20 protein-coding genes and 1 pseudogene are annotated in these 19515 nt (G+C 45.1%); 17 read left to right on the top strand and 4 right to left on the bottom strand.

The window, feature by feature from the left end; genetic code table 11:
* Window positions 1-53 precede the first annotated feature (53 nt).
* Together rbp and AB2U10_RS12780 are read left to right on the top strand one after the other, a co-directional pair.
* A complete protein-coding gene (rbp, locus tag AB2U10_RS12785) occupies window positions 54-344 on the top strand; it encodes an RNA-binding regulator (protein ID WP_367914965.1) in 291 nt (96 codons plus the stop codon).
* Window positions 345-446: 102 nt separating this feature from the next.
* Window positions 447-1265: an NYN domain-containing protein gene (locus tag AB2U10_RS12780; protein WP_367914964.1), complete on the top strand. Its 819-nt coding sequence runs from the start codon at window positions 447-449 to the stop codon at window positions 1263-1265.
* Between the two features lie 91 nt (window positions 1266-1356).
* On the opposite strand, the gene AB2U10_RS12775 is transcribed toward AB2U10_RS12780, so the two are convergent.
* The gene (locus AB2U10_RS12775; protein WP_367914963.1) at window positions 1357-2100 is read right to left on the bottom strand and encodes an SDR family NAD(P)-dependent oxidoreductase; all 744 of its coding nucleotides are present in this window, start codon (window positions 2098-2100) and stop codon (window positions 1357-1359) included.
* Between the two features lie 292 nt (window positions 2101-2392).
* On the opposite strand from AB2U10_RS12775, the gene AB2U10_RS12770 reads away from it, so the two are divergent.
* Window positions 2393-2722, top strand: a complete 330-nt coding sequence (locus AB2U10_RS12770; RefSeq protein WP_367914962.1) for an ArsR/SmtB family transcription factor — start codon at window positions 2393-2395, stop codon at window positions 2720-2722.
* A 42-nt stretch (window positions 2723-2764) separates the two neighbouring features.
* Complete coding sequence (locus tag AB2U10_RS12765; protein ID WP_367914961.1) at window positions 2765-3598, top strand: arsenite methyltransferase; 834 nt, start codon at window positions 2765-2767, stop codon at window positions 3596-3598.
* Between the two features lie 143 nt (window positions 3599-3741).
* Here AB2U10_RS12765 and AB2U10_RS12760 read toward each other — a convergent pair whose 3' ends face one another.
* Together AB2U10_RS12760 and AB2U10_RS12755 are read right to left on the bottom strand one after the other, a co-directional pair.
* Window positions 3742-4839, bottom strand: coding sequence for a hypothetical protein (locus tag AB2U10_RS12760; protein WP_367914960.1), 1098 nt, complete (start codon window positions 4837-4839; stop codon window positions 3742-3744).
* Window positions 4836-5447, bottom strand: a complete 612-nt coding sequence (locus tag AB2U10_RS12755; protein WP_367914959.1) for an ABC transporter ATP-binding protein — start codon at window positions 5445-5447, stop codon at window positions 4836-4838. Before AB2U10_RS12755 ends, AB2U10_RS12760 begins: the two co-directional genes overlap by 4 nt.
* A 177-nt stretch (window positions 5448-5624) precedes the next feature.
* On the opposite strand from AB2U10_RS12755, the gene AB2U10_RS12750 reads away from it, so the two are divergent.
* Window positions 5625-6353 (top strand): DsbA family oxidoreductase, encoded by a 729-nt coding sequence (locus AB2U10_RS12750; RefSeq protein WP_367914958.1) that lies wholly within the window; start codon window positions 5625-5627, stop codon window positions 6351-6353.
* Window positions 6354-6415: 62 nt separating this feature from the next.
* Here the strand turns inward: AB2U10_RS12750 and AB2U10_RS12745 are convergent, their stop codons facing one another.
* Entirely contained in the window at window positions 6416-7129 is a 714-nt protein-coding gene (locus AB2U10_RS12745) for an O-methyltransferase (protein ID WP_367914957.1), read from the bottom strand.
* 265 nt (window positions 7130-7394) lie between these two features.
* Here AB2U10_RS12745 and AB2U10_RS12740 point away from each other — a divergent pair, with 265 nt between their 5' ends.
* The 12 genes and pseudogenes from AB2U10_RS12740 to AB2U10_RS12685 all read left to right on the top strand — a co-directional run bounded on the left by AB2U10_RS12740 (window position 7395) and on the right by AB2U10_RS12685 (window position 19120).
* Window positions 7395-9140, top strand: coding sequence for an ABC transporter ATP-binding protein (locus AB2U10_RS12740; RefSeq protein WP_367914956.1), 1746 nt, complete (start codon window positions 7395-7397; stop codon window positions 9138-9140).
* Window positions 9137-10858 carry an ABC transporter ATP-binding protein gene (locus AB2U10_RS12735; protein WP_367914955.1) on the top strand — a complete coding sequence of 574 codons (1722 nt, stop codon included), beginning with the start codon at window positions 9137-9139 and terminating at the stop codon, window positions 10856-10858. The genes AB2U10_RS12740 and AB2U10_RS12735 overlap by 4 nt, the downstream gene beginning before the upstream one ends.
* Window positions 10859-10929: 71 nt before the next feature.
* Window positions 10930-13326, top strand: a complete 2397-nt coding sequence (locus AB2U10_RS12730; protein ID WP_367914954.1) for a TonB-dependent receptor — start codon at window positions 10930-10932, stop codon at window positions 13324-13326.
* A 358-nt stretch (window positions 13327-13684) separates the two neighbouring features.
* Window positions 13685-13852: pseudogene (locus AB2U10_RS12725) on the top strand (DUF72 domain-containing protein); the annotation flags it as partial.
* Window positions 13853-13899: 47 nt separating this feature from the next.
* Window positions 13900-14145: a DUF72 domain-containing protein gene (locus AB2U10_RS12720; RefSeq protein ID WP_493820571.1), complete on the top strand. Its 246-nt coding sequence runs from the start codon at window positions 13900-13902 to the stop codon at window positions 14143-14145.
* A 31-nt stretch (window positions 14146-14176) separates the two neighbouring features.
* Window positions 14177-14854 carry an Imm43 family immunity protein gene (locus AB2U10_RS12715; RefSeq protein WP_367914953.1) on the top strand — a complete coding sequence of 226 codons (678 nt, stop codon included), beginning with the start codon at window positions 14177-14179 and terminating at the stop codon, window positions 14852-14854.
* Window positions 14855-15007: 153 nt separating this feature from the next.
* Window positions 15008-15484 (top strand): hypothetical protein, encoded by a 477-nt coding sequence (locus AB2U10_RS12710; RefSeq protein WP_367914952.1) that lies wholly within the window; start codon window positions 15008-15010, stop codon window positions 15482-15484.
* A gap of 848 nt (window positions 15485-16332) precedes the next feature.
* Complete coding sequence (locus tag AB2U10_RS12705; RefSeq protein WP_367914951.1) at window positions 16333-16638, top strand: hypothetical protein; 306 nt, start codon at window positions 16333-16335, stop codon at window positions 16636-16638.
* A gap of 170 nt (window positions 16639-16808) precedes the next feature.
* Entirely contained in the window at window positions 16809-17183 is a 375-nt protein-coding gene (locus AB2U10_RS12700) for a hypothetical protein (RefSeq protein WP_367914950.1), read from the top strand.
* Window positions 17184-17647: 464 nt separating this feature from the next.
* Entirely contained in the window at window positions 17648-18130 is a 483-nt protein-coding gene (locus AB2U10_RS12695) for a hypothetical protein (RefSeq protein ID WP_367914949.1), read from the top strand.
* Between the two features lie 293 nt (window positions 18131-18423).
* A complete protein-coding gene (locus tag AB2U10_RS12690; protein ID WP_493820569.1) occupies window positions 18424-18618 on the top strand; it encodes a hypothetical protein in 195 nt (64 codons plus the stop codon).
* Window positions 18587-19120, top strand: a complete 534-nt coding sequence (locus AB2U10_RS12685) for a hypothetical protein (protein WP_367914948.1) — start codon at window positions 18587-18589, stop codon at window positions 19118-19120. The genes AB2U10_RS12690 and AB2U10_RS12685 overlap by 32 nt, the downstream gene beginning before the upstream one ends.
* The last annotated feature ends 395 nt before the right edge of the window (window positions 19121-19515 follow it).

The raw sequence follows: 19515 nt of genomic DNA, 5'->3' as shown, positions 1-19515 counted from the left end.
AATCCTGTCAAATAGAGCTACTCTGATTTTTCAATTATTTTTTTATTAGTATTATGAACATTTTTGTAGCGAAGTTGAGCTTCAACACGGACGATGAAGGCCTGAGAGAAGCATTTGAAACGTATGGATCAGTTGATTCTGCGAAAGTAATTATGGACAATTACACCGGAAAATCAAAAGGTTTTGGTTTTGTGGAAATGGGTGACCACTCGGAGGCATCTGCAGCTATTGCCGAGTTAAACGAAAGCGAGCTGGACGGAAGAACCATCGTGGTGAAGCAAGCTGAAGAAAGAGGCTCCAGAGAAAGAAGCAACAATTCGTATTCTAACAGAAGCAGATATTGAGACCAATAGTCTTATGAGATCTTTTTTAAGAATCCCTGGTTATAGTAACCGGGGATTTTTTATTTTAGCCTCGGAATTTATCACTTTATCCCGGTTTACCCAATGAACAAATTCAATATTGCTGTATTAATTGATGGAGATAATGCCCAGGCAAAGCTCATTAAGGAGATCATAGAAGAAGTTTCTGTCTACGGGAAAGCCACCATCCGGCGGGTTTACGGCGATTGGACCAACCCCCAAATGAACAGCTGGAAAGAAAAAATAAATCAATATTCCATCAGCCCTATTCAGAAGTTCTCCTACACTACAGGAAAAAACTCCACCGACAGCTCCCTGATTATTGATGCAATGGATATTCTCTATGCGGGAAATATGGAGGGATTCTGTATTGTTTCAAGCGACAGTGATTATACCGGTTTAGCCAAAAGAATACGGGAGGAAGGTTTGTTTGTCATGGGAATCGGGAAAAGAACAACCCCCATAGCCTTTGTAAACTCCTGCGAGATTTTCACGTTTACCGAAAACCTGATCGTTGAAGAAAGCACGGTTGTAAAAGAAGAAAAGGCGGTTTCAAAAACAACAAAAAAACCGAAAGCACCGGCTGCCGGTAAAGAAAAGGGGGTTAAAAATCAAGAGAAGCAAAAAACAGAAACGGCTAAACCACAGCCGGAGGAGCCCTCCCGGAAATTTCCGGAACTGGACTTAAATCTTATTGACCGTGCTTTCCAGATTTCGGCCAATGAAGATGACCAGGCTCTTGTATCGCAGGTAGGTTTAAATATCCGGAAAATAGAGCCTTCTTTTGATTCCAGGACCTACGGCTTTAAGACCTTAACCAAGCTGCTTTCCACGCTGGACAAATATTCCATTATCAAAAATCAGGTCAATGGGTTAAGTCAGCCCATCGTTAAGCTGGTATAATTCCGGCCGGTACTGACCGGTTTTGGAGGAGGTCTGAAGGTAACTATTTGATCGGATTCACCTATCCGGTAGCTTCAGGTCCCCACCGAATCTACTTACCGTCTTCAGGAAATTTCACCCCGGTAATCTCTTCACACAGCTTCATAAACCTCTCCTGCAGCGAGGTATCATCTGCGGCCGGGTTAGCGCTTTTTACCTGCTGATGGTAAAAATAGCGACCGCTCACTTTGGCCTCTGCATCGTTACTGACAGCCAGCCATACTTGTGTTTCGTATCCTTTCTGCAGGTCATCCGGTGCATTAGCGCCGCCCATTTTTGTAGGCACCCAACCCGGGTTTACCCCGTTGGCATACACCTCTTTCCATTTCCGGGCCACGGCTTTGCAAAGCATCAGTACATGCAGCTTGCTGTCTGAATAGTTGATCTGTTCAATGCCGGTTTTGAAATGTTCCAGCTTGGGGCGCCCGCCGGCATGCATATCGGAAGTCAGGTAAATCAGTCGTTCGGGTTTCTGAATCAGGCAGGTAAGCACATAAGGCGCCAGCACATTGACTGAAAAAATCTGCTGCGCCGAGGCCTTATACACCCCGGCATTATGGATAATGGCGTCAAAATGCCCCAATTGGTTGACCTGCTCTGCCAGCGCCTGGGTTTCCTCCAGGCTGGAGAAATCACCCGTTAAAACCGCCTCTGCTCCCTGTATCTTTTGTAAAGTCTCTTCTTTTCGCCCGGCATTGCGGGCATGCAGCACCACCCGGTGCCCCTGTGCTATCAGTGATTTTGCCGCCAGCAGGCCCAGCCCGTCTGAAGAGCCGGTAATAAATATTCTTGCCATTTGAGGATGTGTTGGTGAAAAAGCCTGCGTGAAGGACTGAACAGACATCAGCCCCGCTCCTGCCCATGCAGTTTGCTGTATAAAGATCCGGCGTTTCATGTTATAAAGATAACGAAAATTCCGTTGATAATTTTTCTTCTTCAGCATGTATTCAAATTCTGCCAATAGGTGTTTATCAAGCCGGTGAAAAACAGAAAACGACCTGAATTATGAGCGATTTGAAAAAAAAGCAGGGAATGTTTTGCTACAGAGCATTATTATCGTAATATTGCGATATTAAAATACGAAATCAATGGGAGCCACTAAAACAGATCACTTCACCGACCGCCAAAACCAGGTAGCTACTATCGCCAAAGCCCTGGGCCACCCCGCCCGGATAGCCATCATCGAGCATTTGCTTAAAGTCAATGCCTGTATTTGCAGCGATATCGTGGAAGAGCTGCCCCTGGCGCAGCCTACCGTTTCCCAGCACCTGAAAGAATTAAAAAACGCCGGGCTGATAAAGGGGAATATTGAGGGGAATTCCATCTGTTATTGCATAGATGAAAGTACGTTTGAGGTACTGAGCAGCTATTTGTCAGCTGTTATATCAGGGCTAAACAACCGTCCGGAGTGTTGTTAAGGTTTTTAAATATCGTAATATTACAATAAAACAATAGGAATAATGGAAAATGACATCAAAGAAATGGTAAGACAAAAGTACGCGCAGATAGCCCTACAGGACAAAGACACCAATGCGTCTTCCTGCTGCGGTGCGGGCGGCTGCAGCACGGAGGTCTATAACATCATGAGCGAAGACTATAACGAGCTGGGCGGCTATAACCCGGAAGCAGACCTGGGCCTGGGCTGTGGGCTACCCACTCAATACGCCAAAATAAAAAGGGGAGATACGGTAATTGACCTGGGCAGCGGGGCAGGTAATGACTGCTTCATTGCCCGGAATGAAACCGGGGAAGACGGCAGGGTGATCGGTATCGACTTTACCCCTGCCATGGTCGACAAATCAAGAACCGCCACCCAAAAAGCAGGTTTTATGAATGTGGAGTTCCGGCTGGGCGATATTGAAAATATTCCCGTTTCTGACGGTGTGGCAGATGTGGTGGTGAGCAATTGTGTCCTGAATCTTGTTCCCGACAAAGAGCGGGTTTTCAGGGAGATTTTCCGGGTACTGAAACAAGGCGGGCATTTCAGCATTTCAGATGTGGTCCTGGTCGGCCACCTTCCCGAAGCATTACGCAGTGCCGCCGAAATGTATGCAGGCTGTGTAGCCGGGGCTATTCAGAAAGACGCCTACCTGGAGCTGATCACTACCGCCGGCTTTTCCAACATTACCCTTCAAAAAGAAAAGCCGATCACCGTTCCCGATGACATTCTAAGAAATTACCTCAGCGAAGATGAGCTTAAAAGCTTCAAATCAGGAAATACCGGAATTTTCAGCATCACGGTTTATGCAGAGAAATCTAAAACCTGCGGTTGCGGAACGGCATGCTGCAGTTGACATTTCCCCCCCTGCCTTCTCTGATCCGGCAAAAGTCACAGGCAACCAGAAAGAAGTAATGCGGGAGTTCCGGCTGGCATAATACCTGATAAAGGACTACTGCGAGCGTTTTGTACAAGAGAGTTCCGGTGTCCGGGAAACGTTTACCTGTTTGAGTACACCGATTTACAGGAAATTGCAAAACAAACGATGACCAGCAGGCCAAATACCTTAAACAGGATAGCTATAAACAGAACCAGGAACAGCAGTAAAACCCCATAAAAATACCGCTTAAAGTCTTGTGTTACCGTCAGCAGAATCGCTCTGAAAAAGAGCAGTAGGGCTACCGAAAACAACGGGGCCCGGTAAGCCGGCAGGGCGGCGAAGGCGATCATCTCGGGAAGCAGCAGCAGCATCCACATGAAGCTGATTTGCAGAAAAACCCGGTAGGCCGGAACGGGCAGGTTCCTGTAAAAGCTTAAAAACATAGTGTTAAACCTGTTTTCTTCAAACAAAAGGTAGGCATTCGACACCGCGGCCAGTAATCCGCATACCGCGTTAAGCTGGTAGTTGTTCATATCTTCCCGGAACAGGAAATAAACGGCAAAAATCAACAGTAAGCTGAGTGATTTTGACAGGAAGAATGTACCCGTCAGTTTTTCTGCTGCATAGAGCGGGAACATCGCAAACAGGGGTTTCTTCCAGCCGGTAATATAGCTGCTTAAAAATGAGGCAGAATCAAAATGCCGGGGAGAATTTAACCGGTTAACCAGCAGCACCGAATTAATGGTTACACCCACACCGGCCAGGCACAGCAGCACCAGGGGTATAAGGTAGTAGCCTTTGACAATGCCGACCACCACTGAAAAAACAATAAAAACCAGGAAAGGCAGGGAAATGCCCAGGCTCACCAAAACCCAGCAAAGCAATTGCCGGCTTTTTTGCAGGGAATTTATGCTATAGAACAAAAAAGTATATTGCGGATCGGGCAGCAGCTCTTTTATATATTTATTTACCCGGATCAGGAAGATCACAAAAAAAACGGCAAAAAGCCCTGCAAACAGGGGCTCGCTCACTACAGATATGGTCAGCAGCAGGTTATGATAGACCTTCTCGGAAAAGCTGAGAAGGGAGTCTTTCAATACCGGGGTAAAAAAGAAATAGACCCCGAAAAGGGTAAAGAAGACGAGTATCTGGCTGGCATGGGCCCGGTAGTAGCTTTTGACAAAAAGCTTATACAAGACACGGGTGGATCTGATCATAGAAGGTGCAGTGTCTTTTTATCCATTAACCATTGGCTTGTATATAAGCTTTGCGGAATTTCCTGGTGTGATGTCACCAGGAACGACGTATTGTACCTCCTGTAATATTCTTCGATCCATGCCAGCACCACAGCCGTTGAAGCGCCGTCAAGCGTAATCAGGGGCTCATCCAGAAGTATCACCTCTGCCTGGCCCGTGAAGGCGAGCACCAGGGAAAGCTTTTTCAACATCCCGCTGGAATAAGAGGAAACCGGATCGTCCAGGAAGTCAATCTTCATCTGTTCTGTCAGGGCTTCCGCCCGGGGTCTGTCGGCCGATTTGGTCTCGCAAAAAAGCTCAAACAGGTCGTTTCCCGTCAGGAAAGGCGGGAAAAGCGGTTCCGCTTCTGCAAAATTGACCTTCCTTCTGTATTCTACCGGATTTCTGACCAGGTCAATGGTATCGTTTAAAACAATCGTACCTTTAAAGCTGCAGATACCGGCTACCGAGCGCAGCAGTGTGCTCTTCCCTGCCCCGTTCTCCCCTCTGATCCAATGAATACCCCTGTTCAGCTTTAATTCAGGAATATTCAGTATTTCTCTCGCACCGAAATACTTTCTGTAATTCATTAACGCAATCGTTTCAAACGGCATACGGGTAGTTATACATATTATGTTTATTAACGAACGGATCAGGATGCTGGTATCTGCTTATCATTGCCCGGGAAGGCTTTTTAAGAGGACTTGAATGATTTCCTTTGTTCCGGTGTTATTTATGTAAGCAGTAATGACCATAAATTTTAAGACATGGAACCGGTAGCACCTAAAATGAAAGTGGAAGTATGGAGTGACATTATGTGCCCGTTTTGCTATATCGGCAAACGCCAGTACGAGGCGGCATTGGAAAAATTTGCCGGCAGCAGTCGCGTGGAAATTGTCTGGAAAAGCTTCCAGCTTGATCCTTCGGCTCCTGAAACGGCCACCGAAACCCACCTCGACTACCTGGTTAAACGCAAGGGAATGGATGCGGAGCAGGTAAAAGGAATGCTGGAAAACGTTACCCGGTATGCGAAAGAGGTAGGCCTGGAATACGATTTGTATAATTCGGTAACCGTTAATTCCATGAAAGCCCACCGGCTGATCCAGTTTGCCAAAACAAAAGGACTGGGCGACGCCATGGAAGAGAGGTTGTTCCGCGCCTTTTTTACCGAAAGCAAAAACGTGGCCGACATAAGCACCCTGACTCAGCTGGGCAAAGAAGCCGGCCTGGATGAAAGCGAACTGCAGGCGGCTTTTACCGACGACGAGTACGCTTACCGGGTAAACCAGGACATACAGGAGGCCCGGCAACTGGGCGTTACGGGTGTGCCGTTTTTCGTATTTAACCGTAAATATGCCGTTTCCGGGGCCCAGCCCGCAGAACTCTTTCTGCAAACCCTGGAGAAGTCATTTTCCGAATGGCAGAAAGACCATCCTGAACCCCAATTAGAAGTAATTGAAGGGCAGGTCTGCACCCCTGACGGGAAATGCGACTGATCTGCCCTGGTATTATTTCTTAAGCCATTCTTTCAACAATTGCGCTGCCCGGGGCGTACGTTTCATTTTACTTTTACGGTGAACTCCGTGCCTTTATTGGGATAAATGGTGGTGGAAATATACCCGTTTTCAGGATTTCGCACATAATCCAGGTAATCCTGCATGGAGGGTTTGTATTCTTTCACATCATCTACGGCTATTACTGCCCCTTTTTTCAACCGGGGTTCTATCAGTTTGAAAACCGGGTAAACCAGGTCAGGCCAGCCGTCCAGAAGTACAAAATCTATTTCAGTATCGATGCTTTTCAAGGTTTCCAGGGCATCGCCTTCCCGGAGCTCAATGTACTCCGACAGCCCGGCGTCTTCAAAATTCTGCCTCGCTGCGGCCACCTTATGTGGCAGGTATTCGGTAGTGATGACTTTCCCCCCATTGTCTTTGGCCGCCTTGGCCAGGTACAGGGTAGAGATACCGTATGATGTACCGAATTCTAAAATATTTTTAGCGTTCAGGGCCCGGGCCTGCATATACAGGAACGTGCCCTGCTGGGGAACGACAGGAATGTATTTGTCATCGTAAAAGCGGACGTTCTTTTCCGTTTTCCAATGGATGCCCTTGCCGAAGAGCTGAAATGCCTTGGGCAGGAGGTGCCAGATAACGGAATTGATCTGCTTTACGGCATCTTTATAGAGTCGGGTCAGAACGGCTTCCACTTTGGGGTCGTTCAGCACTTCAAATAAATCGGGAGTTACTTTTGGCATACGAATTAGTTTGTTCATTCAGCGCCTGATCCGGTTCGGCAGCACACCGAATTTTCTTTAAACGCGGCCGAAAAATGGCGCGGGTTTTTATATCCTCAAATATGGGCCACTTCCCCGATGCTCATGTCCTGGGTAAGCATCTGTTTTGCCTTCTCTGTTTCAAATAATCCGTTTTGCGGACATTATACTCCCGCTAACGCACCTGCCGGCATCATCCGCTTTCCTATATTTGCCCAAATTTAAAAATTATTTAGAATTATTCTTAATAAACTTTGATTTATCCATGAGTAAACGAAAAACGGGCATTGCACGCCTGCTCGAAATAGCGGGAAGGAAGAAAGGGCTGCTGCTGGCCTCCGGACTGTTGGCGGTTATTCACGCCCTCCTGAGCCTGGTGCCCTATGTGCTGGTATTTTATATTATCCGGGAGCTCACTACCCAAACCGTAGATTTTGAGCTCATCCGTACCTATATTATCCGGGCGGTTATTGCTGCCGTGGTGAGTATGCTGGTGCTGTTCCTGTCGGGAATTTTATCCCATATCGCCGCCTTCAACATTCTTTTTGAGCTGCGGAGATACATTACCGACAAAGTAGGAAAAATGCCCATGGGTTACCTGACCAACCGTAATTCCGGAGCCCTCAAGAAGATCCTTTCCGATGATGTGGAGCGTATCGAGAATTTCATTGCCCACCAGATCCCCGACTTTGTGAAAGGGGTAACGCTGCCGCTGATCACCATTATCTACCTGTTTTCCCAGGATTGGCGGCTGGCAGCCATCAGCTTCGTGCCCCTGCTGGTGCTGGCGGTTCTGATCCCCAAAATGTATGGCGGAAAAAACCGGGAACAGATACAGAATTACCACCGGTCGCTGGAAGACATGAATGCCGGTATCGTAGAATACGTGCGGGCCATGCCGGTCATGAAGATCTTCGGGCAATCGGCCGAAACATTTGAGAAATACGGGAATGCCGTGAAGCGTTTTAACAGCTTTGTAGCCGACTGGGTGAAGATCAGTACGCCGGGTTTTGCCATCTTTATGAGCTTTACCAGCAATGCCATGCTGCCCGTGCTGGCCCTGGGGCTGTACCTGTATTTTCAGAACGGGGTTACCCTGGCCACTCTCCTACTGTTCCTGATCCTCGGGACGGGCTATATCAAACCGCTGTTTGTGCTGAGCAATATGGGGATGCAGCTTTCTATCATCAACCGGGGTGTGGAACAGATTGACGGCCTGCTTCACCAGGAAGATCTGCCGGAAAGCACCACCCCGCAAAACCCGGAAAGCTACGGTATCCGGTTTGCCGATGTGTCGTTCGCCTACCAGGATCAGAACCGGGTGCTGCATAACGTCAGCTTTGAAATACCGGAGAAAACCATCACCGCGCTGGTGGGGCCTTCAGGTGCAGGCAAAAGCACCATCGGGCAGCTGTTGTCCCGCTTCTGGGACGTCAGCGAAGGAAGCATCTCCATTGGCGGGAAAGACATCCGGGACTACCCGCCCGGGCAGTTGATGCAGATGGTGTCTTTTGTTTTCCAGGACAGTTTCATGTTCCAGCAGACTATGTTTGAAAACATCCGTATGGGCATGGACAAAAGCCGGGAAGAGGTGGAAAATGCGGCGAAAGCAGCGCAGATACACGAGCTGATCCTCAGCCTGCCCCGGGGATACGATACCCTGTTCGGCCAGTCGGGCGTGCACCTGAGCGGTGGTGAGCAGCAGCGCTTTCAGCTGGCCCGGGCCATCCTGAAAGACGCCCCCATCCTGATCCTCGACGAGGCCACCGCCTTTGCCGACCCGGAAAACGAGTACCGGATACAGCAGGCCTTCAGCGAGCTGATCAAAGACAAGACCGTGCTGATCATTGCCCACCGCCTGAGCACCATCACCGAAGCCGATACGATCCTGCTATTTGATCACGGGAAACTAAGCGCACAGGGAAAGCACCAGGACCTGCTTCAAAACAGTGCGCTTTATGAGCGCATGTGGAATGCACATATCCGAGCCAAAGAATTTGTAATATCATGATAAAGAATTTAAAATACGTTACTTCGTTTAATAGGAAAGGCACCTGGGAGGTAGCCTTAGGAGAAATCGCCCACAGTCTTTTTGTGGCCGCGCCATCAGGCATTTTACTGGTGATTATTTGGGAGTTGTTTTCCGAACACCCCAACATCACCCGGGTCTGGTCGGTGACAGGCCTCATGGCCGTTATGCTGGTCATCCAGTTTTTTATTGCTTCGCGCTCCATGGTCAGGTCCAATATCTGGGTTTATGACCTGTCTACCCGCCTGCGGATCCTGCTGGGCAACCGCATCCAGAAGTTTTCACTGGGCTTTTTCAAGAAAAAAGACCCGGGCGAAATCGCCTCGGTGGTGCTGCAGGACGTGGCTAATTTTGAAAGCATTTTCGGCCACAGCGTGGGTAACCTGGCCGCTGCCGTCTTCGGCACCGTGGTATTATCGGTTTTCCTGCTCGTTTATGACTGGCGGCTGGCTCTTTGCCTGCTGGTGGCGGTTCCGCTGATCTACCCGTTCCTGTGGCTGGCCGATTACCTGGGCAGCCGGCTTTTTAAGAAGCAGATCGCTGCCCGCAATGACGTGGGAGCCAGATTCCTGGAATATGTACAGGGCATCCGTCACCTGAAGTCGTACGGGCTCACCGGCCAGAGGCACCAGGCGCTGGAAGCCGCTTTTGATGACCTCCGCAAAAAGAGCATCCGGATGGAAGCCCTGCCCGGGCCGATCGTAGTGACCACCACCATCATTTTCGAGGTATGCTTCCTGGGCATGGTAGCGCTGGGATTGTACTACCTGAGCGGAAACAGCATCACCGTTCCGGTGCTGATCACTTTCCTGATCATGGGCTACAACCTGTATAACCCGCTGAAAGTGCTGATGGTAGATTACCTGATGCTGCGCTACATGAACGAAAGCCTGAACCGGGTGATCGGCGTGCTGGAAGAACCCACCATGGAAACCGACCGGGATGAGCTCCCGCAAAGCTATGATATCGTATTTGAAAATGTAAGCTTCGGGTACCTGGATAAGCCCACGGTTCAGCACCTGGATTTTACCATCCCCGAAAAATCCATGCTGGCGCTGGTAGGCCATTCCGGCTCGGGCAAGACCACCATCGCCTCGCTCATTGCCCGCTTCTGGGATGTGAACGAAGGCAGCATCCGGATAGGCGGAACGGATATCCGGCACATCAACCAGGACAAGTTTTACCGGCTGATCAGCGAGGTTTTCCAGGAGGTCTACCTTTTTGACGACACCATTTATAACAACATCAGGATCGGGAAGCCCGATGCCACCCGGGAAGAGATACAGGAAGCCGCGGCCAAAGCCCAGGTGCCGGATTTCGTGCAGGAATTTCCGGATGGCATGGATACGTTAGTGGGCGAAGGCGGCAGCAAGCTCTCCGGCGGACAGAAGCAGCGCATCAGTATTGCCAGAGCCCTCCTGAAAGATGCACCCATTGTTTTACTGGACGAAGCCACCGCCAGCCTCGACCCTGAAAATGAAATATACATCCAGAAGGCCATCCAGGAGCTGGTGAAATCCAAAACCGTGGTGGTGATTGCCCATAAGCTGGCCACCATACAAAACGCTCAGCAGATTATTGTACTGGATAACGGACAGATCATGGAAAGAGGCACGCACGGTGAACTGCTGGGCAGGCAGGGTACGTATTGCAGGTTATGGGAAATTCAGCAGAAGTCCGGCGGTTGGAAAGTAAAATAGTTTAGACTAATTATAAATAATGCAGCTATCTCTTTTGGCAAAATGCCTGGTTTCGTGTTATTTTTGTACCTATGAATACGTCTCAAACCGCCGGAACACCCGTCTGGCTTATCCTTACAGTACTTACAGCATACGTTCTGTTAGCCATATCCACTCCTGCTTCAGGTCAGAATAAAGATATAACGGTCAAAGGGAAAGTGCTGGAAAGTACCGGCAAAGCCCCCGTGGAATATGCCACTTTAATTCTAAAAGACCGGGATAATACGATCATATCAGGAACGTCTGCCACAGATACCGGGGAGTTCGAAGTGACGGTTCCCCAGGCTCCGTTTTTAATAGAAATCAGCTTTATCGGCTTTGTAACCCGGGAAATAAAGCTACCGGAAGCGGTGAACGGGCAGATCCTCCTCGGTGAAATACTGCTGGAGCAGAATGCCCAAACCCTGGCAGAGGTGAATGTACGGGGGCAGCGCTCCCAAACCGAGTTTCACCTCGACAAACGGGTCTTTAACGTAGGCCAGGACCTCAGCAGCACCGGTGCCAGCGCACTGGAGGTATTGAATAATGTGCCTTCTGTAACGGTCAATATCCAGGGACAGATCAGCCTCCGGGGCAGCCAGGGGGTACGCATCCTCATTAACGGCAAACCCTCTGTGATGGCCTCCGAAGGCGGCAATGCGCTCGGTTCCATTACCGCCGATATGATAGACCGCATAGAAGTCATCACCAACCCTTCGGCCAAATACGAAGCAGAGGGTACCTCAGGGATCATTAATATTGTCCTGAAAAAAGAAGATAAAAACGGGGTAAACGGCTCGGTTACCCTGAACGGCGGCATACCCAATAACCACAGCCTGGGGTTCAGCCTGAACCGGCGTACCCCGAAGCTGAATTTATTCAGCCAGATCGGCGTGGGATACCGTACCTTCCCGGCCGGGTACCGGTCGGTTAATACCAGCGGAGATTCTGAGGTGGAAAGTTCGGGAAGCAGCAAGATGAACGAGCAGTTTTATAACCTGGTGCTGGGGGCCGATTACAACCTGAACAAGCTTAACCTGATCTCCGTATCCGGGCTGTTCGGCTTTGAGAAAGAAACCCAGACTTCTGACAATCACTTTTTGCTCAGAAATGCCGGCGTGACGCAATCCGGCTGGACCCGAAACGAATCTACCCGGGCCGATAACCCCAAATGGCAGTACGACGCACAGTACCAGAAAAGCTTTGAAGATGATGAGAAGCACAAGCTGCTGATCTCTTCCACGGGAAACTTTTTTGCAAAAGACCAGTATTCTGATTTTACACACCGGCTTTCACAAGGCGTAGCGTCATTTACCGACCAGAAATCACACACGGATTACGGCGAAGCAGAATATATTTTCAAAGCCGATTACACTAAACCTTTCTCCAAAGAGTGGACCCTGGAAACCGGAGCCCAGTACCAGCTCAACGACCTTTCCAGTGATTTTGCCGTACAAAACCGGCAGGACGATAGCTGGGTGACCGACACCCACCTGGCTAATATTTTCGTTATGGACCTCGACGTACTGGCCGCTTACGCCACGGGAGCCTATGAAGGCAAAAAAGCCGGGATAAAGCTGGGCCTGAGGGCAGAGAATACCTTCCTGGACACCCGGCTTGAAAATACCGGGGAAACCAGCCGTCAAAGGTATCTTAACCTGTTCCCGAGTGCGCACACCTCCTATAAGTTTACATCGAAGCTTTCTTTACAGGCGGGCTACTCCCGGCGGATCTACCGGCCGGGGCTGTGGGAGCTTAACCCCTTCTTCAGCATTCAGAACAACTATAACATCGAGATGGGGAACCCCCTGCTTACCCCGGAATATACCGACTCCTATGAAATTACGGGAATCTACGATTTTTCTGCCGTCAGCATTAACCTGGGCGCCTATCACCGGTACACTACCGATGCCATAGAAGACATTTCCACGGTGGAAAACAATATCCGGACCACCCTCCCCGCCAATATCGGCACGCGAAAAGCCAACGGACTGGAGCTGAATGCCAAATACGCTCCCGGGAACCGCTTATCGCTCAGCACCGACCTGAATTACAATTACTTTACCCGGAACGGCGCCTACGAAAGCACGGTCTACGAATTCAGTGCGGACCAGTTCACCAGCCGGCTCACCTCCAAACTAAAGCTGCCCGCCGGGTTTGACCTGGAGCTGACCGGGAATTACCGCTCGGGCTACCGCACCATACAGGGCTATGTGACCCAAGCTGCCTATATGGACCTGGGCGCCCGGAACAAGCTGTTTAAAGGCCGGGCTATCGTTAACCTGAGCATACGCGATGTCTTCGCTTCCCGGTTCTTCGAAACCGTCATGCATCAGCCTGATTTTGAGCTCTACAGTCGCCGGCGGCAGGGGCGTTTTGTAACCCTGGGCATCAGCTACGGCTTCGGTAAGGGCGAAGCCATGCAGTTTTCGGGGCAGAAGATTTTTTAAGCATTTCTGTAAAAATTTCAGCCTCTTCTTTAAGAATAACTATGGACGGCCCCTCCGGCATACTAAAAATAACGAAAGTCAGGCAACAGCAATGCCCATTTATACTATAACGTTTTTTTCGTGTTTCCCGTACGGATTACACCCTGTTTCTGTTTAAAAGCGGCTGCCGGCATCCGGTAAGACCGTTACCATTTTTATGCAGAGCGGGAATAATTTTACTTGCCCTTTTCCGAATCCGCGTGAAAACGCAATAACCGGTCACCGGAAAGGGAAATACGGGAATGTATCAATAACTTAGCGGATCAAAGCCCCCAAAAGCATCACTCATATCAGCAGGTTCGGGGTAAGCGGGGAAGAGATGGCCGCATTTTATCAATTGATCTCTGCGGGCCTGCAGAAGAAGCTGGGCAATATTTTGTTCCAGCTGCCCCCCTCCTTCCACTACACTCCTGAACACCTGCAGCTCATCTGCGAAAAGCTGGATAACCGTTTCAGCAATGCAGTCGAATTTCGGCACAAGAGCTGGTGGCAGCCGGAGATTTTCGAACGTTTCCGGCAAAGCAAAATCATTTTTTGCGGGCAAAGCTACCGGGTGATATCCCGGAAGCGCTTGTCGTCAACAACCCTTCCGCCTACTACCGCTTCCACGGGAAACCGGTTCTGTATACATCAGAATACCCTGAAGAGGCCCTGCAGAATCTGCTTAAGCAGCTTGAACAGGGTATAAAAAAGATGTTCATTTATTTCAACAATACCTGGGGAAATGCCGCTATAAAAAACAGCCGGCAGATGCAGGAACTGGTGTTTAACGGGGAGTGAAAGGCAAGGTTGACGATTTAACATTTAGTTTATGAAATATAATTTATTAACACGTTCTCTAAAACGCAAAGATGTGGGTGTGGCCTTTGGACAGACAAAAGAGTTGTTCGATTTAAATTTTGTTGAAGGGATTCCCAGAATGAATCAATTGGAAGTTTTACCCGAATACCATGGAAACTTAAAGAATGATAGATTTCCTGACTTTGAGCCCAGAATCAAATTCGAGTTAAGTGAAAAGGGGAAGTTATCTGATTGGGTTGGTATACCTAATATGGTAGCGAATGGTATGCTGGTGAGTCCTAAATTTAAGGCTTTATTGGAGCAGTTTAACCTTATGGAGCATCGCTTTTATGAGGGACAAGTAAAAACCGGAGTGTTTTTTAGAGAATATTTTTGGTTTCATCCGCTTAGCGAACACGCAGAACGATTTGTAGATTTTGAAAATTCAATATTCAAAGAGACCAACGGAAATCTGGTTAAGCTAAAGTCGTTAAAAGACTCCTTGGGCTATTATAGTAAACACAATGTTTCAATTGATATGTATAAAATAGTTCTGAAAGAAAATTCTAAACACATAGATTTATTCTATATCCCATACTTTCAATTTTCCACAGAGTTCTTTATCTCCGAACGTTTAATGAAAGCCATAAAAAAGGAGAAGATCACCGGGATAGAGATAAAAGAGCAGGATTTTCTGGGAGATTTATGAAATACTACTTATTAACTCGCTCTTTAAAGCGTAAAGACGTGGGTGTGGCCTTTGGACAGACAAAGGAGTTGATTTAAATTTGGCATTTATCCACTAAATAAGTGCCTTTAAGGGATCAATTCCTTAATTTAAAGCTTTAAACTTGGGATTATAGTGAAAGTTTACTATTCATTCATTACATTGTTTTTTATTTGTTGCTCATGTTATACTAAAGAGAGCAACATTAAAGTACTAATTGATGAGATTTATGTTTCATATTACCCATCAAGAAACAGCTATGATGTTGATTCTGTCAGATTGAGAATATTAGAGCCTGTTAACAATACCAAAATTGAAAAAGTAGTTGTCGATTTTAGGGATACGTTAAAATTCAAATCCCAAAGCCTGGTTTTATCAGATAATTTAGTGTTTGTAAATGCAGTCTATAATGGTGCTAATAAACCTTTTATTTGGAATGATCCATTTGTAAATAGTTTTGATGTCTCACTGGATTCTGTAAGACGATATCTCAAAACATATATTATTAAAAATAATATTTTTAGTACTTATACAACAAAATATGGCAAAAGTAAAGTAGAATTTTTTGATACCAGTAAAATACATTTGAAAGAGCTTTACGGAGGACTATGAAGAGTCAAGTAATGTAGCAAAGGGGTTGATAACCCCTCAGTATGGCTTGAGAGGTTGATTTTGATGACAGGCATAAAAATAATAAGGTAACCTTCGGGTTGCTTTCTTTATTTTTGAAGCTTTAAAAGGCAGAATAAAATAAATGGCTCGCACGTGTATCAAACGTGTTGGTATTCTTGTCGAAATGTAGCAGCAAATTGATTAAATTTGAATACACAAAAAGCAAAAACAACGCTTCATATTATTTGCTCCAGACCGTCAAGCTCCGTTGTATTAAAAACGACAACAACTGAGGAAGCGATGAAAAGCCCCTCACCATTGTATCGGCTATCCCCGATGATATCAAAGTCACTTCCAACAGTCCTGTGGTCAGCGGCGGTACCGCCCTGCTTACCGGTACCTCGGTCAAATGTGTTAGCCCAAATTCAAACGGAACCTGTACTTACGAGTGTGTAGATCTGGAAGCAGGTGCAGGCCTCGGTTCTGAATTGGTAGACATGATGGCCTATGGTTTTGTAGGAATTATGGGTACTGTAGCTGCTGCTCCGGCAACAGTTGCATTAGGAGTGGCTGCCGGTAGACAACTTTGGGTCAGACTGCAGCCGGGCAATTCATTGCTAGTAATAGGGGACAATGGATAACAACCAGCTTTGCAGAAGCGTGGGCGTTCTGTTATACCTGCAATGAAGAACAAGTTTGCTTCGAAATTTGCCAGGGTACTGGCTGGAAATATAGTGATAGACGGAGCACTTAAAGTGACAGCTTCTACTCTGAAACCAATAGGCAAAAAGCTATATGCAGAAATACTTTAAAACCCTAAATTTGCCAAGTTTGCAAGGATGCCGGAAATGGTACAAGCAAACTGGCGGAAAGTTATTGAGAAGTTTAAGGTTGTTAGGAGCGCGGGTAGATCTATTTTACAGGAAATAGATAATTATGCTGCACTAGCAACAAAGCAAGGAAGTAAATCGAAAGTAATGCTTGGGAAATATAATGGTGGAGCGGCAACCAGTTCTATAAATCGAGCAGGAGCAGATCATTGCTATTCTGACATGGGAGATAATAAATGGAATGAAGCAATGGCTTTAGTAGGTAATAATTTGGACGAATGTGGAAGATTAACAAAAAGTTTTGAGATGATCAAAAGATACTGAACAAAGAGTTTTATTTTTCACATAATCCAGTAAGTGCTGATGGCTTTTTCCTTAGAGAGGTTAATTATCTTACGAAGTTATTGATTTAGGAAATAGTTTATGGAAAGTAATATGGTAAACAATACTTATAACTTCCGAGATGGGAAAAAGCCTTTAGCTATTTAATTAATTTGATAGCTGAAAAATTTTCAGAATTTATAGTTACAAAGAAAACAGATATTGATATGCAAAAAAACAAATTTGGTTTCTTTGCAATATGGATTTTATACAAAAAAATTGAATTTAAAATATGTTGTGAGCGAGGGATACTACATTACAAATTAGAAGTCGATAATACAGAGATTGGATTGCATCATTTTGATGAAAAAATGAATGATGTTTTGGCCTTTAGTAAAGAGAATATAGAATACACTTTAAATGTAATCAAACGCTATATAAACGAAAAAAGGGATGTAATGTACAAAGGAGTTGCTAACCTCTTATATAGGTTGATTTTGATGACCAGAATAAAAATTAAGGCAACCTTCGGGTTGCTTTCTTTTTAAACATGGAAAGGTGAAGATGAGTTAAGGGGTGGAAAAAAACTTCATCTCACCCGTGCTAACACCCGTATTGTACAGATTTCCGGTGTCATTTTCGAGTACTCCGGTGAATACCGCCTGAAGATTACCAGCGGGGGTTGCGAGATAGAAGTCAGCGCCCGTATAGATGTAGACCTATACAATAATTTTTATATCACAACAATTCCGAATGAAAGAATAAATGAATTTTTAAGAAGGCCCGGAGATGTAAAAAATATTATTTTCCATGAAACCTTACATGTAATAGACGGCTTGGATAATCAAGGAGATACTACAGTTCCTGGAATTGTTGCACATTTGTTTATTTATCATAAGCAAGTTCAACATTTTACATACGATAAATGTTCTAGTTTTAATAAGGAGTGTGTTAGAAAGAGAGTAAATACACTTTTAGAGAGCTTAGTGAATAATCCAAAAATCCAATCAGAATGGAGAAAAAAATTCAAAAGTATAGGATATTGATAATTCTTATACTTTTTAGTATTTTATCCTGTTATGAAAAACAGGATAAAATTACCTTTTCAAAAACAAAAATTGAAAGAATTGTAATCTTAAGGGACCCGATTATGAATAAGCACCGAGTTGATTCAGTCTATTTAAGAACGGAAGGCGTTGAACCCTTATCTATTTATGGTGCCAAGCTATTTTGGGACTCTCATTACATTGAGCCTGTAGTTATCTCAATAAATAATTTTTCCTGGTCTAATCTTATTTTAATTCATTTTGACCATATAGACCTATTTCCATTCGAGGATGAGAAAGTAGTTGACACCAGTATACCCATGTTGAAGTCTCTACTCAAAAATAAACTTCATATTGAACTATACGATTTTAATGATAAAAGCCCAATTGATGTATTTATAACTGATACATCAAAAGTTTTTTTCCGAACAGTTATCCCAAGTGAATAAAAAGTTTAACAATGCAGAAATGCTTTGGGGTAATGTATCAAATGTATTGGTGATCTTGTCAGAATTGTAGCAGCAAATTGATTATGCGTAGATTGAAATAAAAACTTTCCGGAAAGATAAGTACATATATTACCGGTACCTCGGTTAGTGGAGCTAGCCTATTTATTTAATGAAATTACATTAGAGAATCGGAAAAGGTTAGATTCTTATACAACTGGGGTTGCTATTGTATCTAGAAAAGCCACAGAGTTGATAGATATTGACATAACAACATTAAGTCTTATCTTTCTGAAATGAAAACAAAATACGCCTCTCCAAAGACAATTAGTGCAGGTACATTTAATCGACTTCCTCAATTGGGCAGTAGGCAAATAAGTGGAGAAATGATTTTAGAAATTCCTATGTCTAATTCGTCATTTAGTGATTTGGAAACGTATAAAAATATTGCAAAATCATATGGAATTACAATTAGACTCGCTCCGGAATAATCAGGACTTTTTTAAAGAAATTCTTAATAATATAAATTTTTATGACAGGGTTGTTTATTTAAAAGAAAGGTACCCTTATTATAAGAACGGAAAACGATTTTATGACTTTAATAAACTCCCTGATAAAAATGAAAAAAAGAGTATTATCGAAAAGACTCTTAAGGGAGTAGGTTATCCTATTGACTTTAGAAAACAAGAATGGGTTTTTTCATTAAATAAAGAAAAGGATAATTTTATTACAATCGGACGAATAAAAATAGATGAGAGTAGTATAGGTGGGACTATAGGTGTGTACTATAAAGAAGAAGAGCCTCAATTCCTTATTTGGGGTAATTTGTTTGATAATCTGATACAGAAATTTAATGGATATGAAAACGAAACATATCGATTTTGTGCTTTAAATAACATTGATATTGACCATATAACTTTAGAGATTATAAAAATATTTGAGGATTTCTCAAACGAGTTTTATCACAAAATCAAAACATGGAATTACAATTAGACTCGCTCCGGAATAACGGGGAATTTTTTAAGGAAATCTTAGATAATTCTGGATTTTATGATCAAGTGACTCATTTACGAGAAAACTTCCCTTATTCAAAAAGGGGGGAGGTGGCTTTTTAAAGAAAATAAAGTACCAGATAAAAAAAGAAACAGGAAATCATTGAAAAGTTACTTAATATTTCTGGCTATCAGTATGAGTTCTCCAAAAGAGATAAACTTTTTTTCTTTTAAAAAATACTTTAACGAGTATATTATGTATTGCCATATCAATGCCATTTAGTTAAGGAAAAAAGCATTGAAGCATATTAGGTTATAATGTATAAAATGCTTAAATTTAATACATAATAGAAAGGGGGTTATTTAACCCCCGAAATCGAAATGAGTTAATAAATA

The sequence above is a fragment of the Leadbetterella sp. DM7 genome, assembly GCF_040829825.2.
GTDB lineage: Bacteria > Bacteroidota > Bacteroidia > Cytophagales > Spirosomataceae > Leadbetterella.
Note: the sequence above shows the minus strand (reverse complement) of the source record. Positions and strands in the feature narration are given on the sequence as shown.

Excerpts from the sequence above, each read along its gene's own strand:
- AB2U10_RS12745 (WP_367914957.1), bottom strand. The coding sequence starts at position 7,129 with ATGAACAAACTAATTCGTATGCCAAAAGTAACTCCCGATTTATTTGAA.
- AB2U10_RS12780 (WP_367914964.1), top strand. The coding sequence starts at position 447 with ATGAACAAATTCAATATTGCTGTATTAATTGATGGAGATAATGCCCAG.
- AB2U10_RS12755 (WP_367914959.1), bottom strand. The coding sequence starts at position 5,447 with ATGAATTACAGAAAGTATTTCGGTGCGAGAGAAATACTGAATATTCCT.
- AB2U10_RS12770 (WP_367914962.1), top strand. The coding sequence starts at position 2,393 with ATGGGAGCCACTAAAACAGATCACTTCACCGACCGCCAAAACCAGGTA.
- AB2U10_RS12765 (WP_367914961.1), top strand. The coding sequence starts at position 2,765 with ATGGAAAATGACATCAAAGAAATGGTAAGACAAAAGTACGCGCAGATA.
- AB2U10_RS12750 (WP_367914958.1), top strand. The coding sequence starts at position 5,625 with ATGGAACCGGTAGCACCTAAAATGAAAGTGGAAGTATGGAGTGACATT.
- AB2U10_RS12740 (WP_367914956.1), top strand. The coding sequence starts at position 7,395 with ATGAGTAAACGAAAAACGGGCATTGCACGCCTGCTCGAAATAGCGGGA.
- AB2U10_RS12695 (WP_367914949.1), top strand. The coding sequence starts at position 17,648 with ATGGAGAAAAAAATTCAAAAGTATAGGATATTGATAATTCTTATACTT.
- AB2U10_RS12715 (WP_367914953.1), top strand. The coding sequence starts at position 14,177 with ATGAAATATAATTTATTAACACGTTCTCTAAAACGCAAAGATGTGGGT.
- AB2U10_RS12775 (WP_367914963.1), bottom strand. The coding sequence starts at position 2,100 with ATGGCAAGAATATTTATTACCGGCTCTTCAGACGGGCTGGGCCTGCTG.
- AB2U10_RS12685 (WP_367914948.1), top strand. The coding sequence starts at position 18,587 with ATGGAATTACAATTAGACTCGCTCCGGAATAATCAGGACTTTTTTAAA.
- AB2U10_RS12735 (WP_367914955.1), top strand. The coding sequence starts at position 9,137 with ATGATAAAGAATTTAAAATACGTTACTTCGTTTAATAGGAAAGGCACC.
- AB2U10_RS12705 (WP_367914951.1), top strand. The coding sequence starts at position 16,333 with ATGGTACAAGCAAACTGGCGGAAAGTTATTGAGAAGTTTAAGGTTGTT.
- AB2U10_RS12760 (WP_367914960.1), bottom strand. The coding sequence starts at position 4,839 with ATGATCAGATCCACCCGTGTCTTGTATAAGCTTTTTGTCAAAAGCTAC.
- AB2U10_RS12690 (WP_493820569.1), top strand. The coding sequence starts at position 18,424 with ATGAAAACAAAATACGCCTCTCCAAAGACAATTAGTGCAGGTACATTT.
- rbp (WP_367914965.1), top strand. The coding sequence starts at position 54 with ATGAACATTTTTGTAGCGAAGTTGAGCTTCAACACGGACGATGAAGGC.
- AB2U10_RS12730 (WP_367914954.1), top strand. The coding sequence starts at position 10,930 with ATGAATACGTCTCAAACCGCCGGAACACCCGTCTGGCTTATCCTTACA.